Origin of the sequence: Mesorhizobium sp. M0938 (assembly GCF_040319125.1) — a bacterium.
In the GTDB taxonomy this organism is placed as follows: domain Bacteria; phylum Pseudomonadota; class Alphaproteobacteria; order Rhizobiales; family Rhizobiaceae; genus Mesorhizobium; species Mesorhizobium robiniae.
In genome coordinates this window covers 112,617-126,767 of sequence record NZ_JAMYNS010000016.1, presented here as the reverse complement: position 1 = coordinate 126,767, position 14,151 = coordinate 112,617, and the positions used below count along the sequence as shown (strand labels likewise).

Here is a 14,151-nt window from a genome sequence, read left to right as displayed (position 1 = left end):
ATCGTGAATGGCAGACGCTTACGTTTTCAACGAACACCTCAATAACGACGACCGCGCAAAAATCGAGGCGATCCTGCAAGCGGCAGGATACAATCCACGATACGATGTTCCGTACGCTGTTTCCTCGATCGACCCGCACACTGACATCGGCGTCATCGGGCTTCCGGCCGCGCCAGAAGACGGCGGTACCATTGATGCTCGGACGATGGCCTTTGCCGGCGCCGGCATTCGGGTCGTGGCAATTTGGTTGCGCGCGGACGAGGATCCAGGCCGTGTCCCCGAATCGATCGGAAAATACGCCACCACAGTTGACAGCGATTCCAAAGTCTTGACCCCGACGCTTAAGGGCGAGACGGATGTCTGGGAACAGCCGGGCGGGGAGCAAAGGTCAAAACCTCGCATCAAACGCAATAAGTGCTGAGCCGTGACCCGAATCTACTCCTACGTCGTCGAACATGACCTTGGCTTTGCGCCGAACCCCTTCTGGGGCGTATGTACGCTAGCAAATTGCAAGCCGATGATTCGAAAATTTGCGAGCGCAGGCGACCTCATAGTCGGAACAGGCTCGACGGACCTGCAGGCTACTGACCGCCTCGTCTACTGGATGCGAATATCGGAAATCACCTCCTTCGACGGCTATTGGTCAGATCCGCGCTTCGCGCGCAAAAAGCCAAACATGGACGGCAACATGATGCATCGCTATGGCGACAACATCTACCACACCGGGAACGACGGCACATTCCAGCAGATCGACTCTTTCCATAGCGAAGACGATGGCAGTCTGAGTGTCGGAAACAGGGAACGCGATACCGGTAAGACGGAAAAGGTCATGCTTGCGACCGACTTCGCTTATTTCGGGAAATCGGCTCCAATTATCCCGGAGCACGTGCGTTTTCTGATCAAAAAAGGGCCATACCACAAATGCCAATTTTCCGACGGACAGCGAGCCGCTATAGGGGGTTGGCTGGAGACGTTGCCCGAGCGCGGGTATGTCGATGAGCCTGGGCATTGGTGACGCTGAAGCGTTTGGCGCCTTCAGCGCAACTGCGGTTCTCTGATCAACCGAGCGTACCGCCCCGAACTGCCTGTTACCGACAAGCAACAGCCCGCCGAAGTTCCGCCTCTGTGATTCCTTACGCTGCGATCATCTGGCAATCTGGTCTGGCGGGGGATTCGCGATGGATGGATCAACTCTATCACTAAACGAATATCAAGATTTAGCGGTCAAGACGGATCGAACAGGCCTGAAATCCAGAAATTTGAGCCTGCCAATCCTCGGACTGTTTGGTGAAACCGGCAGTCTCCTTAGCGAGGTGAAAAAGAAGCAGCGAGACTCCAAGGCCTACGACTCGTACGAAAGCGGTGTCATCGAGGAGTTCGGTGATGCGCTTTGGTACCTCGCGGTTATTGCAGCCCATGCCAATATCCGGCTAGCTGATATTGCGGAGGAATTCGAATCCGGCTCCGCCGAGGCGCTTCGCTTCGTCAATCTGCAACCGCAACAGACGCTTAACCTTGCAGCGCCCACGACGGAATTCGCACGAACGCTTCTGAAACTGGCTAATTCGGTAGGCAATCTTACCAATAGCGACGGTGAAGCCCTATCATACGTTGACCCAACCGCTTTTGCACAAAAGCTCAAGATCATTTTCCGCAATTTGGTGCACGCGGCCAACGAGGCAGGCGTGACCTTGGGAGACGCGGCGGTTCACAATCTGCGGAAGGCGCAGGATCGCTGGCCAACGGACCGCATTCCGCCTCCGCTGTTTGATCTGGAATTCCCCTCTGAGGAGCAGCTGCCTCGAAAGCTCGCGATTGAGATTTTCGAGCGCAATTCTGGCTCCAAACAATACGTCTATCAGCGTTGCAACGGCGTCAATATCGGGGACCGCCTGACTGATAATAGTGTCGTGGAAGACTTCTATCGCTTTCACGACGCTTTTCACTATGCCTATGCAGCCGTCCTCGGTTGGTCGCCGGTAACTCGGGCTCTATTGAAGCTCAAACGAAAGAGCAAGACCAAAGTCGATGACGGTGAGGACGGTGCCCGCGCGATTATTCTCGAAGAAGGTGTTGCGGCCTACGTTTTCGCGAGAGCCAAGGAACATCAGTTCTTCGAGGGACGCGATGAGGTTGATTTCAACCTCCTGAAGACCGTGAGGAGTTTCGTCCAAGGTTTTGAAGCGGAGCAGTGCCCGCTGTGGCTTTGGGAAGAAGCGATCCTGAAAGGAAACGCCGCCTATCGCTTTTTGCGCCAGTATCGACGTGGGCGCCTCATCCTTGATCTAGACAAACGTGATATGATGGTGGAGGAGCTTGCGCCATGAAACCAGCTGACTTTGTCGAAGAACTCGCGTCCTACCATTTTGCCAACGCGTTCAATCCCTACGCCGACGCGTGCCCAGAGTGTGACGCCAAAGATGCGCCAGCCGTCCGCCGTCGGAACCTGCAAGCCGTCTTAAATGCAGCAATCGAGAGGGGGGTTCAGTCCTTCTGGATTGCTCGAGATCTTGGCTATCGGGGTGGCCGCCGAACGGGCCTGGCATTAACTGACGAAGCGCATCTTGATTGGCACGCAGAACTTCTCGGTACCGAACCACTTATGAGAGCGACCAAAGGCCCCCCCGTGGCCGAGCGCACCGCTACCGTTGTGTGGCAGATGCTGCGTTCAATCGAACAACCGATCTTTCTCTGGAACGTCTTTCCGTTTCATCCGCATGGCCCCAATGAGCCGATGACAAATCGGTGTCATACCCGTAGCGAGCGACTGGCGTGCAAGCCCATTTTGGAAGCGCTGATCGACACCTTACGGCCGAAACATCTTGTTGCCATTGGACGCGATGCCCAAGCAGCTTTGGCGGACCTCGGCCTTGAGGCAACTGCGGTTCGTCACCCTAGCTATGGGGGGCAGAGTGAGTTTATAGGCCGCCTTGAGGAATTCTACTGCGTCCGCTCTAAGCCCGCTCGGGAAGCCCAGTTACATCTGCTCTAACCGTTTGGTTCTCTCTACAGGGTGGGGCGCTTGCTTGTCTTCGGCATGGCTCTGCGATGCACCGGCATCTTCCTGAGCCGCATGCCGGCTGAGGAGCCTGCGTCTTCAACCGTCGACCGTGAACAATCCGGCCCCTAAGCGGCGAGCGGCTTGGGCCGGAGTTGAAGCCGAGCGATCAAGAGGGACAAAAAAACCTTCAGCCACCTGAGCAGGAGGGAGAAGTTGTAGCCGGCGGCGGCCAGGATGGCGTTGACGGCGTCGCCGTGCTGGCCGGCGAGGTAGTTGCAGCCCATGCGGTGCTCGGCCTTGATGTGGCCGATCACCGGCTCGACCGCCGACCGCCGCCGCATCTGGCGTTTGATGGCCGGAGTGACGCGGCGTTTCTGGCCGCTGGTGAAGACCCTGAACCTGTGGCTCTGGGGTGCGTTGTGGCCGCGATAGCCGGCGTCGGCGAGGATGCGGCCGATCTGGTTGCCGATGGTCTCTTCCATGTCGGGGATGACGCTTGCCAGCGTGTGGCCGTCATAGGGATTGCCGGGCAGTGCTTTTGCATGCAGAGCGAACTGACCACCCTTGGAGCGCTTCAGCGTGGTGGCCACCGACACCTTCACTCCGAACTCGTAGGGCATGTGCGCCTTGCCCTTGCCGATGCATTCCACCTCGTGCGCGTGCAGGCTGTAGATCTTGCGGCCGCGCTGACGCTGACGCTGCTCGAGAACGGTGGCGGCCTGGTAGAGCGGCCATTTGAAGAGCGCGTCCAGCCCCGCATCGCCGGCAATCTGGCGACCGATGTCGCGAATGGTCCGGCCGAGATAGGTCTTGAGCCTGCGCAGTGCCCTGTTGGCCCGCTTGAACTGCTTGGCGTGGGCATAGCGCTGGTGCTTGATCAGCGCCAGCTTGCCGACCCGCACATAGGTCTGGCGCAAATTGAGCCCGTCCTCTTGGCCAGCCGCACCAGCCGCTCGCGCGCCCGGTGGATGAGCTTGGCGTCGGTCGGGAACATCGCGTTCTTCGGCTGCACGGTTGTGTCGACGATCACCTGGCGCGTGTCGTTCGGCTTCATCGCCCCGGTCTTGACCGCGAGGCTGAGGCTTTCCTGCAAGAGCGCCGCGATCCGCTCCTCGCCCATGCGGCTGCGCCAGCGCGTCATCGACGAGCGATCGAACGGCAGCGCGTGGCAGAAGAATTCCTCGCCGCAAAGATACTGGAAGTAGGGGGTTCTCCACCCAGCGCTCGCACAGCACCTCATCCGACAGGTTGAAAGTGTGCTTGAGGATGGCCAGCCCTGCCATCAGCCGGGTCGGCAGCGGCGGCATGCCGGGGCCGTCCGAATAGACGGCGCCGAAACGCTCCTCCAGCACCGGCCAGTCGATCGCCTGCGCCAGCCGCACCAGCTCGTGCTTCATATTGATGATCTGGTCGAGCCTGGAGCGGAACAGATCCTGCTTTCCCGTCTCGCGCTTCTCGCGTGGTCTGGACATTCGCCGTCCCCTCGATTCGCCGCCGCCGAACCAAGTGAATCACGCTCCGCAGCACAAGGGAATCGCAAAACGAATTGCAGGAAAACAGCCCCCATAAACCGCTAATCCTGCAATCCAAAAGCCGCTATCCGCCTCAATCAACATGCCAGATCAACGGCTTGCGGATAGTTCACGGCCGACTCAACCGCCTTACTGTACGATAGATCCGAGCGTCTCCGTGCTGGGGCCGAAACAAAGTGCGGCGTCGTCACGTGGGTGTAGAACGCGCTTGGCGCAGGGCTCGCTGGTGCCTCTTTTGCCGTCCGCTTGTAAGACCTGGAAATAGCCTGCCAGGCGTCCAGTATAGGGCGCATAGCTGCCAATGCAACACGTAGAGTTAAACGCCTTCGTGCTGACGTGAACGACCTGCGAGGTCGCGAGCGTTAGAAATTCGAAGCCTCGAATCTATCCTAATTCCGAATCCAGTAACCTAATTTGTCCAACAAGCACACGCTATTCGGGTTGAGGCGGGATCCAGAAAATTCGTAAAGCTTCCAGGAACCCCAGCGCGCGCCCTGCCGGAACCTGGCCGAGAATTATGGCGGAGCCGGCAGCAACGAAATTGATGGCGACGCCGGAGACAATCTGGCCGCCCCAATGGGTGATCGAGGCGAAACTGTGCACCAGCGCGAGCAATGACGGCGGTGAACCGCGGCCGCCCAGGCGCCGCAACCGCCAGGCAGGCGAGCAGCAACGACCCGGAGAACACCAGTTGCTCGGCGGCGATGGTGCGGGTCGCATCCTGCACCGCCATCATGACGGCGCCCTCCGAAGCGAGCATGGCGAGTAATCGGACAGCAGGCACAGCATTCAATCCCCGAAGGCGTCAGTCGACATTCGACAAGAGACATATGGCGCGGCGCGAGCGCGGCGGCTGTAACGAAAGTGGCTCTCAATCCGAGGCGATGCCGTCCTTGATCCGTATGAGGCGGCTTTCGCCTTCCTCCGGGCCGAAGCAGCTTTCGACATCATTGCATTCCAGGCAATTGGGGGCGCTGCACAGCGAAAAACCTTCGGCCTCGCAGAGCTTTCGGTAAAAGTATTTTTTCCATTTCATGTTTTGGGTGTTGCCGGCCGCCAGCGTCGGAAAATGCGAGGCGAGCAGGCGGCCGAGGTCGGTTCGATCAAAAAGGCCAAGGTCCTGCCAGAGGTGGTCATTGTGCATGGCACGCCGGGCGATGATCCTGGCGAAGCGGGCGCTCGTCGGGTCGCCAGGTCGGGCATGCGCCAGCAGCAGTCCATGCAGAAGTTCTTCCTCCGGATCCGGCTCGGGCTCGCTCACCTCTTTCAAGGCAAACGCGTTGATAGGAAAAGCAGGGAAACAGCGGACCAGGACATCGCGCAACTCGGCGCGCGAAAGTCCGGTTGCCTCCGTCGCCGTCGCCTCGCCGGCCTGGATCTCCTGGAGCGCACGTGAAAGCACACAGGCAAGCACATGCTGGTCGAACCTCCTCTCCAGCTCAATGTGCGGCCATTGGCCGGTGCTGAGCCGGGCATAATGTTGGGCAAATATGGTGCGTTCTCCTGCTTTCGTCCTATCAAATCATGCAGAGACCCGCCCTGCCGCAACATGGGTCGGGCAGTTCTTCGGTATGGCACTCCGGGTCGCCTCGCGTCGAGTAGTTCGGCAATTCTCGTCTGGTCCATCGGCTCTGACGCAAATTCTGTGATTGGAAGAGGTGTTCGCGAACCCCTGCCCTGCCCATTTGCGCCTCACGGGGAACACTGGCGCCGGAAATGCCCCGCAGAGTTGGACGTGGGACCGTGCAGGCCAAACGCCGCGTGCTGAGTGCGGCCACATGGTCGGCCCCATTCAAGCCCGCCAGACTCACGGTTGAATGACATCAGATTCAGAGCGTCAGAGAGTGAGTTCCAGCGCACGTTCAGGACAGGATCGCACGCCTCGTGATGCAGGCAGTTCCTCCCCTTCCGCAACTTCAATGTCACCACGCAGGATGTAACCGTCATCATCGAGTTTGAAGATGTCAGGCGCTTGCGCCGCGCATCGCGCGTGGCCCTGGCATTTGGCCTTTTGGACGATGATGCGCATGGCACTGCCTCCATTGTTTGTGCCCGGCTCGGGGCGGGCCTAAGACCAGTCCAGGATCAAATTTTCGATCCCGAACACATGGCCGCCAGATGTTATCGGTGCCGTACCCTGCTTGATCCTGAAAGTTGGGATGCGCGCCAGCCACTCCTCCAGGCCAATGACAATCTCCCGCCGGGCAAGGTGTGAGCCAAGGCAACGGTGGGGACCATAGCCAAACGCTGCGTGGCGGTTAGCCTCCCGCTCCAAATCGATCGTGTTGGGGCATTCGAATTCCGCCGGGTCACGATTGGCAATCATCGTGGCGCAGGAAACATAGTCCCCCTTCCGGATCGGCGCGCCTTCGAAGTCGATATCTTTCGTAGCCACGCGGATCAACTGAATGGGCGGATAGGCCCGCAGCAATTCTTCGGTTGCGAGCGGGATTCGGTCCGGTTCGCTCCGCAGCAATTGCTGATCTTTGAGGTTGCGCGCGAGGTACGCCAAGTCAAAGCCTATAGCTGCTGCGACCGTGTCGAGCCCAGCGACGAAGACAAGCACGCCGATGCCGCGGACTTGGGTGTCCGTCAGCCGGCGGCCCTCGACCTGTGCCTGCACGATAAAGGTCATGAAATCGTCAACCCCCTCATCGCGCCGCATGGCTGCAAGTTCGTCGATGAATGCCACGATCGTCCGGGCAGCCACAGGTCGTTCCTTATCGTCGCCGTGGAGCAGATCTTTCCCCCAGCCGACGAATGTATCGAGTCGGTCATCAGGCAACCCCAGAAAGCGAAGAAAGGTGCTCACCGCGAAAGGAAAGGCAAAATCCTTCATCACGTCGCAGCTTGTGCCCGACGCGGCGATCCTTTCGATCAGCTCGACCGCCCGTTCGCGGACAGCCGGTTCCAAAGCCAACACCCGCTTTGGCGAAAGTAGCGGATTGAGCAGTGAGCGAAAGACGCCATGGGCCGGTGGATCAAGCTCAAGCGGGATCGTCGGCCAGTTTTCACCCAGTATGGAGGAGAAGATGCTGCGATGGCTGGAAAAAGTCTCTGCGTCCTGCAGCACCCTCCGCTGGTCCGCGGCACGGGTGATGACCCAGGTACCCCGGCCATCTTGAGTGTTGTAGCGGGAGTAAAAGATCGGAGGCCCGTCATGTACGCAAGCGACAGCTGCGTGTGGATCCCCGTTGGGTGTTGGTGGCATCCCTGGCGATGTAAACAGGCTGAAGTCCCTCACCATTTCGGGCGGGACATGATCTGGAACGGGGTTGGTCGCCATTTTGTTTTCTCTACATTGGCGTTCATGGCTCGATTGAGATTGCACCGCTGTTGATAAAGTCGGTTTCCAGCATGAGCACGTCTCTTGTCGGGCGCGTTCGAGATCTGTCGCCCGATCAGCCCACTGCCAGCGCGATGAGATCGGTTGCGAAGTCAATCCGAAGGGCATCTCCGCCGCGCTGCCGTCAGAAGCAAAGCCGCCGCTTATCCCGTTAGGGTTGAGAGGCGATCAATCACCTCTGAGATCGTGACGCACTGCTGACACCCCGCTGGCCAAATTGTCAAAGCAAGTCGCGTGCCGGATAGGCGTGCCCCTGGCCTGTACCAAGCGACGCCAGCCTGAACTGGGCCGCCGCCGCTAAGTTGATGATCACCTGTCCATCATTCTTAGGGCAACGTCCGACAACCGACAGCCGTGGTCGGATTTGTCGAGTCCGCGACATCGGGCTGTTCGGCTTGGCTGTTGCTGCACAGCATTCCGGTCGACGAGTGAGGAGATCGCCTCGCACGGCCCGGATTGAGCAACGATGCGATCCAGCGCAAGGATCGGGTGCGATCCGACAAGACCCGACGGCGTTTGATCGGAAATATCAACAAGGTCGAGCCGCGCTTCGGTTCGGCGCTGATGGCGTATGCGTTTTATCGCTCGCAGGCGCTGCAAGGATTTTCGGTCAGACGGCGATGCACTCGTGCGCAGCAGTCCGGCCGCGACGAGCTTGACTATCGATGCGGTCTGTTCCGGCGTGCACACCCAACCGTCCGTATGCGCTTATGGAGGCAAGCCTTTCCGCACATGGAGCTAAATTCCTCGCGAGCCGCTGTCGGAACGTGCTGCCGAGTCCTATGGCGGCCGGTTCAATCCGAGGGCGTGTCGGCACTCTCCACATCCGGACCGGGAACACATGGCAGACTCTCGGCCAGAAACCGCCAGTCGCTGCCCTCGCGTTCGCCTTCCTTGCGCCTGCCGAAGAACTGGATGATCATCTTGCCGTCCGCGCCATAGGCTTCAATGGACGTGACGTGACCGTCCCTCGTCGGCTTGCGCACGGCCCAGACCTCGCGGATGCGATGGGTCCTAAGATGCAGATGGAAGGTCTCGTCGAGCACATTGATCCGCGGCCCGATCTGCTTGACCGACTTGATCGGGCCGGAATGGATCTGGATGCAACCACGATTGCCGACAAAGCACATGATCGGCATCTCGTCTTCGGCCGCCTGTTGGAACAGGGCGCCAACGGCATCATTGTCGAGCAGCCAGGCGTTATCCTCGTCGGCCGTACGCATAGCCTGGCAGCGGCTGAGCTTCAGTGTCTTCAACATATGGTAGAACTGATGCACGTCGCTTAGCCGGCCCCAGTGCTCGCGTAGGTCGTCGACCGTGGCGGCGTGGTCTGGACTCACCGTGTTATCGCGCGCCCCGCTCGCCTCGAGCAATATGATCGGCTCCTGATCGGAGGATACAAGCTCTGCCGTCAGATCCTGATAGGCCTGCAGGTTCGAGGCGGGCCTGAGATGAGCTTTGTGCATCGCCTCGCCGGTGGCATCAAAGAATTGCAGGCTGCGGCGGATCTCGGCTCCCTCGCGCTTCTCGACGGCGAAGCCATACGCCCACGCTTTCGGGAAGATGCGCAGGTCGATCCCGTCGCCGAGCAATATGGCATGCTGGTTGCCGGTGACCACTTTGCCGTACACGCCGATCTTTTGGTGCACGGCACTATCGTTGCTGGTGACTGCCATCACCTCGCCGACCGCTTCGAGGCCGGTCAGCAGATCATCAACGCGCGGCTCGATGCGCACCGCGCCATGACCACAATGCGCCGCGACCAACTCGACTTCCGAAATGCCCAATCGAGCGGCGAGATCATGCTCCCGGATCTTCGGATTGTCTTTGCACGCCCGCCGGATTTCGTCCGGCGACGGTTTCTCGCGTTGGTCCATGCTTACCCCTGTTTCTACCGACGTGTGAGGATCATCTGCCCTGCCCGGGAATCTTCAGCCGATAAGGCGCGCCGAAATGCTCGATCCTGATCTGCTGCTGGCCCATGAACAAGATGTCTGGACAGCGTGCGCACGGCGTCGCACCCGTGCGAAAACCGGCGAGCAGGCACATGCCGATGGCATCCCGTTGAGCCGGTCGGCGGCTACGGGGCGGTGGTGAGCGAGTGTGGGTGTTGTCGCAATCGGCCAAGCGGGCATTCGGATGCCACGGGCGGCGCTGCTTTGCCAAGCGAGGCGTATCTGACCCGGTCCTGACATGTTGCTCCCTTGCTTCGCCCCATCCATCGCGAGGGCACCCACGGCATGATTGTGGATCGGCATGCTCTTGCCGCCTCGCCAAACGGAGCCTCAAAAACCGTGCCAAGTACGCCGAAGCAAGCTCAGAAGAAGTTCTGTATTTGGTGATGTGAGTTCAACCAAGAACTCAGGCCCAACATCCCTCGTGGCAGACCCGACAAACCCAACAGTACGTGTCGGTTGGCCGACAGCTTCGCAGCAATGCACTCACAAGAAGCACGGCAGTGTCAGAGATGCCGCGCTGTGTTGAAACGTTTTTTTCGCTTTGGCACGGTGCATGCGACGTGATGCGCAAGCAGGTCCCGGACTGAGGAGAATGGAGCCATGATTACGCTCACCGACAACGCTGTTGCTGCCTTCAAGACTGCTCTTTCCCGCGCCAGCGAGCCGGCGGAAGGTTTTCGCATCATGGTCGAGGCCGGCGGCTGCGCCGGCTTCAAATACTTAATGGGCCTGGAGAGCGTGTCGCGCGAGGGCGACGCGATCACTGGCACAAATGGGATCAAGCTGTTCGTGGACGCGGGTTCCCAACCACATGTCGCCGGCATGACCGTTGACTTCCTCACCGGGCTCGAATCTTCCGGCTTTGTCTTCGATAACCCCAATGCGCGCGAGAAGTGCGGCTGCGGCAAGTCCTTCAGTTAAACGCCCGAAGCGCCTATGCGGCCGTCGGACTCATTTTGCGGCAGAGGAGACTTATATGGCCGGCACGACAGATGTCCCCGTCCTAAAGACCAAGGAAAACGGATCTCGGGACCGCCATTCGCTTCCGGTAGGGTGCAAAGAACGCCGCCTCCCGAAACAGCTCGGGTCCTGGTGTCACCCGAGCTGCTTGCGGACAGATCGCGCTGCTGTGCCAAATTCGGCTCATCGATAACGTTATCGCGTTCGGGCGTCCTTACGGCTGACGGCGGCCACTGCGAACATGTCCATCTCGACGGAGATCGGGTCTGCGTCAAACACTCCGGGCGTCTGCGCGGGCTGCCAGTTCAGGCCCATTATCATCAACGGCATGCGCCAGAGGCTCAACGAGTCGGTCCGCGCCGCGTCATTCTGGTCAACTGAGGATCGCACCTATGAAGCCTGTCTACCTCGACAACAACGCAACCACACGGGTCGATCCTGCGGTCCTGCAAGCGATGTTGCCGCTCTTTAGGGATCAATTCGCCAACCCTTCGTCGGCGCACGCTCTTGGCGCCTCAGTCAGTGCGGCGGTGAGAAAGGCGCGGAGGCAGTTGCAAGCGCTGATCGGCGCGGAGTTCGACGATGAGATCACCTTCACCTCGGGTGGGACAGAAAGCGACAATGCAGCGCTTCTTTCAGCGCTCGAGGCGGCGCCCAACCGAACCGAGATCGTTACGTCCGCGGTCGAGCATCCCGCCGTGCTGACGCTTTGCGCGCATCTTGAGAAGACCCGCCGCGTCAAGGTGCACAGGATCCCGGTGGATTGCCGTGGCCGGCTCGACCTCGACGCCTATATGGCCGCCCTAACCCCACAGGTGGCAATCGTTTCCATAATGTGGGCGAACAACGAGACTGGTGTGATCTTCCCCGTGGCCAGGCTTGCCGAGTTGGCCAAGGAAGTGGGCGCCCTATTCCATACCGATGCTGTACAGGCGGTCGGCAAGCTTCCGATGGACCTGAGGTCGACCTCAATCGACATGCTGTCGCTCTCCGGCCACAAGCTGCACGGGCCGAAAGGGATCGGTGCGCTTTTCGTAAAACGTGGCGTCAACTTCCATTCGCTGATCAAGGGGGGTCACCAAGAACACAACCGGCGTGCTGGCACCGAGAATACGCCCGGCATAGCCGGGCTCGGCACGGCGGCCGAACTCGCCTTGAAATTCATGGACGACGAGACCACACGGGTAAAGTCGCTCCGCGATCGTCTGGAGGGCGGGATCCTCCAGCGCATCCCAGGCACCTGTGTCACTGGTGATCCCCTGCAACGGTTGCCCAACACCGCAAACATCTCCTTCGAACATGTCGACAGTGATGGAATTCCACTTCTCCTCAGCCGCATTGGCATCGCGTGTTCCTCTGGCTCGGCCTGCACCTCCGGCTCTCAGGAACCAAGCCATGTCCTAAGCGCGATGAAAGCGCCGCACGCGGCAGTCCGCTTCTCCTTGGCGCGGGACAACAGCGAAGAGGATATCGACCGGGTGCTCGAGGTCATGCCGGCAATCGTGGGGAAGCTGCGCAGCTTTTTCGGTTCTGGGCCGGGTAATCCGGTCTATGCGTGAGCGGCAGAAGAACAGGCTACCGGTCATGGCCCGTCATGTCTCCCTCAACGATACGACCTTGCGCGATGGCGAGCAGGCGCCGGGCGTCGCCTTTACCACGGCGGAAAAGCTGGAGATCGCTGAGTCTCTTGCGGCGGCCGGCGTGACAGAGATCGAGATCGGCACGCCGGTCATGGGGGTCGACGAGATCGAAACAATTCGCGCCGTGGTCGCGCGGCGTCTTCCGGTTCGGCTCATGGCCTGGTGCCGGATGACGTCGTTGGATCTCGATGCAGCGATCGAGAGCGGGGTCCAAGCGGTCAATTTGTCGCTGCCTGCGTCGGACATCCAACTTGCCGCCAAGCTCGGCCTCGACAAGGCGGGAGCGCTCCAGGTCATCGATGATATGGTCAGGCGCGCCGCCGCCGCCGGCTTCTTCGTCGCGGTGGGGTGCGAGGATGCCTCGCGGGCCAATCGGGATCATCTCGCCCGCGTCATCGAGACGGCCGCACGCGCCGGCGCAAGCCGCGTGAGGCTGGCCGACACAGTCGGTGTTCTCGACCCGTTTTCAACCTTCGAACTTGTCGCCCAGCTCGTGGCGCAGTCTCCAATCGACCTTGAAGTTCATGCGCACAACGATCTCGGACTTGCTGGCGCCAACACGCTAGCCGCGATCCGCGCAGGCGCGCGCCATGCCTCCGTCACCGTCCTGGGGCTCGGCGAGCGTGCGGGCAATGCCGCGCTGGAAGAGGTGGCCGCCGCGATGGCGGTCTTCGGCGGCGCAGATACCGGCATCGAGCTGACCGCATTGCCCAGCCTCGCCGCCCAGGTGGCTTGGGCCGCCCGCCGGCAGACCGCGGCCACTAAGCCGGTCGTCGGCGCCGATGTTTTCACCCACGAATCCGGCATTCACGTCGCAGGGCTGCTGAAGGACTCGCGTACTTATCAGGGGCTTGATCCGGCTCTCGTGGGCCGCTGCCGGCGGATCGTCATCGGCAAGCATTCCGGCGCCACTGCGATTGCCCATGTGCTGAGCGAAAGCGGTCGCGATCTCGACCCGGATCTGGCAGCCGCGATGGTGGCCCGCGTCCGGCGCGAGGCGGCCGAGACCAAATCGACGCTCACTGCAACTCAACTGGTCGAGCTCTACGATAAAATGTGCAGCGAGGCGTCCATCTTCGAGCTGTGCGGGTCCAGGTCAGCCGTGCGCGCGCGCGCAAAGGCCACAGTTTTGCGACCAGGGAGAATGCAATGAATTGTTCCGCTGACAGCCGCCCCATCGATGTCACAGACATCCTCGCACGACTGAAGCGCCTGTCGGCCGCGGAGGAGTTCTTCTCAGTCCTTGGCGTCTCCTATGACCCCAAGGTGCTGAATGTCTCGCGGCTCCATATAATGAAGCGCGTGGGCCAATACCTTGCCGAAGAAGATTTCTCCGGTCTGCCCGACCAGGTGATTGCCGCGAGGGTGCGCGCGACGCTCGAACGCGCTTACGAGGACTTTGCGATTTCCTCGCCGCTCACGCATCGGCTCTTCAAGGTGCTCAAAGACCACGATCCGAACAAACCTGCCGCGCCGGGTCACACCTTTGTCCCGTTCGACTCGGTACTGAAGCGGTTCGGACGGGAATGAGCGGCGACAAGGGTTGCGACGCGACAATGTCGAGCAGCCGACAAATCCGGTCAGCACCTCAGCGCCGTCAGAAGCAACCAGCCGAAGTTGTAGGAAGGGGGCAGCGCAAGAGACTTGGCACGAATTATGCGGATCAAGGAGATAACCGCAATGCCCGCACCCGGACAGGAGCCTAGAGAAACCG

The 14,151-nt window shown here is 60.3% G+C and carries 12 protein-coding genes and 2 pseudogenes; 8 read left to right on the top strand and 6 right to left on the bottom strand.

Going from position 1 to position 14,151, the window contains the following annotated elements:
• Positions 1 to 7 precede the first annotated feature (7 nt).
• From NKH73_RS25000 to NKH73_RS24985, 4 genes are all read left to right on the top strand, one after another.
• On the top strand, positions 8 to 421 hold the full coding sequence (locus tag NKH73_RS25000; RefSeq protein WP_352937020.1) for a hypothetical protein: 414 nt from the start codon (positions 8 to 10) through the stop codon (positions 419 to 421).
• Between the two features lie 3 nt (positions 422 to 424).
• Positions 425 to 1,015: an Nmad2 family putative nucleotide modification protein gene (locus NKH73_RS24995; protein ID WP_352937019.1), complete on the top strand. Its 591-nt coding sequence runs from the start codon at positions 425 to 427 to the stop codon at positions 1,013 to 1,015.
• Positions 1,016 to 1,178: 163 nt separating this feature from the next.
• Positions 1,179 to 2,327 (top strand): nucleoside triphosphate pyrophosphohydrolase family protein, encoded by a 1,149-nt coding sequence (locus NKH73_RS24990; RefSeq protein WP_352872365.1) that lies wholly within the window; start codon positions 1,179 to 1,181, stop codon positions 2,325 to 2,327.
• On the top strand, positions 2,324 to 2,992 hold the full coding sequence (locus tag NKH73_RS24985) for a uracil-DNA glycosylase (RefSeq protein WP_352872366.1): 669 nt from the start codon (positions 2,324 to 2,326) through the stop codon (positions 2,990 to 2,992). The genes NKH73_RS24990 and NKH73_RS24985 overlap by 4 nt, the downstream gene beginning before the upstream one ends.
• Before the next feature lie 134 nt (positions 2,993 to 3,126).
• Here NKH73_RS24985 and NKH73_RS24980 read toward each other — a convergent pair.
• The 6 genes and pseudogenes from NKH73_RS24980 to NKH73_RS24955 all read right to left on the bottom strand — a co-directional run bounded on the left by NKH73_RS24980 (position 3,127) and on the right by NKH73_RS24955 (position 9,756).
• Positions 3,127 to 4,473: pseudogene (locus NKH73_RS24980) on the bottom strand (IS5 family transposase).
• Positions 4,474 to 5,037: 564 nt separating this feature from the next.
• Positions 5,038 to 5,142: pseudogene (locus tag NKH73_RS24975) on the bottom strand (ABC transporter permease); the annotation flags it as partial.
• 262 nt (positions 5,143 to 5,404) lie between these two features.
• A complete protein-coding gene (locus NKH73_RS24970; RefSeq protein ID WP_352937059.1) occupies positions 5,405 to 6,025 on the bottom strand; it encodes a nitrogen fixation protein NifQ in 621 nt (206 codons plus the stop codon).
• A 345-nt stretch (positions 6,026 to 6,370) separates the two neighbouring features.
• The gene (locus NKH73_RS24965; protein ID WP_352937018.1) at positions 6,371 to 6,562 is read right to left on the bottom strand and encodes a ferredoxin; all 192 of its coding nucleotides are present in this window, start codon (positions 6,560 to 6,562) and stop codon (positions 6,371 to 6,373) included.
• 39 nt (positions 6,563 to 6,601) lie between these two features.
• Positions 6,602 to 7,819, bottom strand: coding sequence for a cytochrome P450 (locus tag NKH73_RS24960; protein ID WP_352937017.1), 1,218 nt, complete (start codon positions 7,817 to 7,819; stop codon positions 6,602 to 6,604).
• Between the two features lie 854 nt (positions 7,820 to 8,673).
• Complete coding sequence (locus NKH73_RS24955) at positions 8,674 to 9,756, bottom strand: hemin-degrading factor (RefSeq protein WP_352937016.1); 1,083 nt, start codon at positions 9,754 to 9,756, stop codon at positions 8,674 to 8,676.
• Between the two features lie 681 nt (positions 9,757 to 10,437).
• Between NKH73_RS24955 and NKH73_RS24950 the strand changes: the two genes are divergently transcribed.
• The 4 genes from NKH73_RS24950 to nifW all read left to right on the top strand — a co-directional run bounded on the left by NKH73_RS24950 (position 10,438) and on the right by nifW (position 13,967).
• Positions 10,438 to 10,758, top strand: a complete 321-nt coding sequence (locus NKH73_RS24950; RefSeq protein WP_023766895.1) for a HesB/IscA family protein — start codon at positions 10,438 to 10,440, stop codon at positions 10,756 to 10,758.
• A 431-nt stretch (positions 10,759 to 11,189) separates the two neighbouring features.
• Positions 11,190 to 12,356 carry a cysteine desulfurase NifS gene (nifS, locus tag NKH73_RS24945; protein WP_352937015.1) on the top strand — a complete coding sequence of 389 codons (1,167 nt, stop codon included), beginning with the start codon at positions 11,190 to 11,192 and terminating at the stop codon, positions 12,354 to 12,356.
• Between the two features lie 25 nt (positions 12,357 to 12,381).
• On the top strand, positions 12,382 to 13,590 hold the full coding sequence (nifV, locus tag NKH73_RS24940; protein ID WP_352937014.1) for a homocitrate synthase: 1,209 nt from the start codon (positions 12,382 to 12,384) through the stop codon (positions 13,588 to 13,590).
• A complete protein-coding gene (gene nifW, locus NKH73_RS24935) occupies positions 13,587 to 13,967 on the top strand; it encodes a nitrogenase stabilizing/protective protein NifW (RefSeq protein ID WP_352937013.1) in 381 nt (126 codons plus the stop codon). The genes nifV and nifW overlap by 4 nt, the downstream gene beginning before the upstream one ends.
• Positions 13,968 to 14,151: the final 184 nt, after the last annotated feature.

What these genes read in the sequence shown, in the direction of transcription:
- NKH73_RS24990 (WP_352872365.1), top strand. Translation starts at nt 1,179, where the DNA reads ATGGATGGATCAACTCTATCACTAAACGAATATCAAGATTTAGCGGTC.
- nifS (WP_352937015.1), top strand. Translation starts at nt 11,190, where the DNA reads ATGAAGCCTGTCTACCTCGACAACAACGCAACCACACGGGTCGATCCT.
- NKH73_RS24985 (WP_352872366.1), top strand. Translation starts at nt 2,324, where the DNA reads ATGAAACCAGCTGACTTTGTCGAAGAACTCGCGTCCTACCATTTTGCC.
- NKH73_RS24960 (WP_352937017.1), bottom strand. Translation starts at nt 7,819, where the DNA reads ATGGCGACCAACCCCGTTCCAGATCATGTCCCGCCCGAAATGGTGAGG.
- NKH73_RS24955 (WP_352937016.1), bottom strand. Translation starts at nt 9,756, where the DNA reads ATGGACCAACGCGAGAAACCGTCGCCGGACGAAATCCGGCGGGCGTGC.
- NKH73_RS24950 (WP_023766895.1), top strand. Translation starts at nt 10,438, where the DNA reads ATGATTACGCTCACCGACAACGCTGTTGCTGCCTTCAAGACTGCTCTT.
- nifV (WP_352937014.1), top strand. Translation starts at nt 12,382, where the DNA reads ATGGCCCGTCATGTCTCCCTCAACGATACGACCTTGCGCGATGGCGAG.
- nifW (WP_352937013.1), top strand. Translation starts at nt 13,587, where the DNA reads ATGAATTGTTCCGCTGACAGCCGCCCCATCGATGTCACAGACATCCTC.
- NKH73_RS25000 (WP_352937020.1), top strand. Translation starts at nt 8, where the DNA reads ATGGCAGACGCTTACGTTTTCAACGAACACCTCAATAACGACGACCGC.
- NKH73_RS24965 (WP_352937018.1), bottom strand. Translation starts at nt 6,562, where the DNA reads ATGCGCATCATCGTCCAAAAGGCCAAATGCCAGGGCCACGCGCGATGC.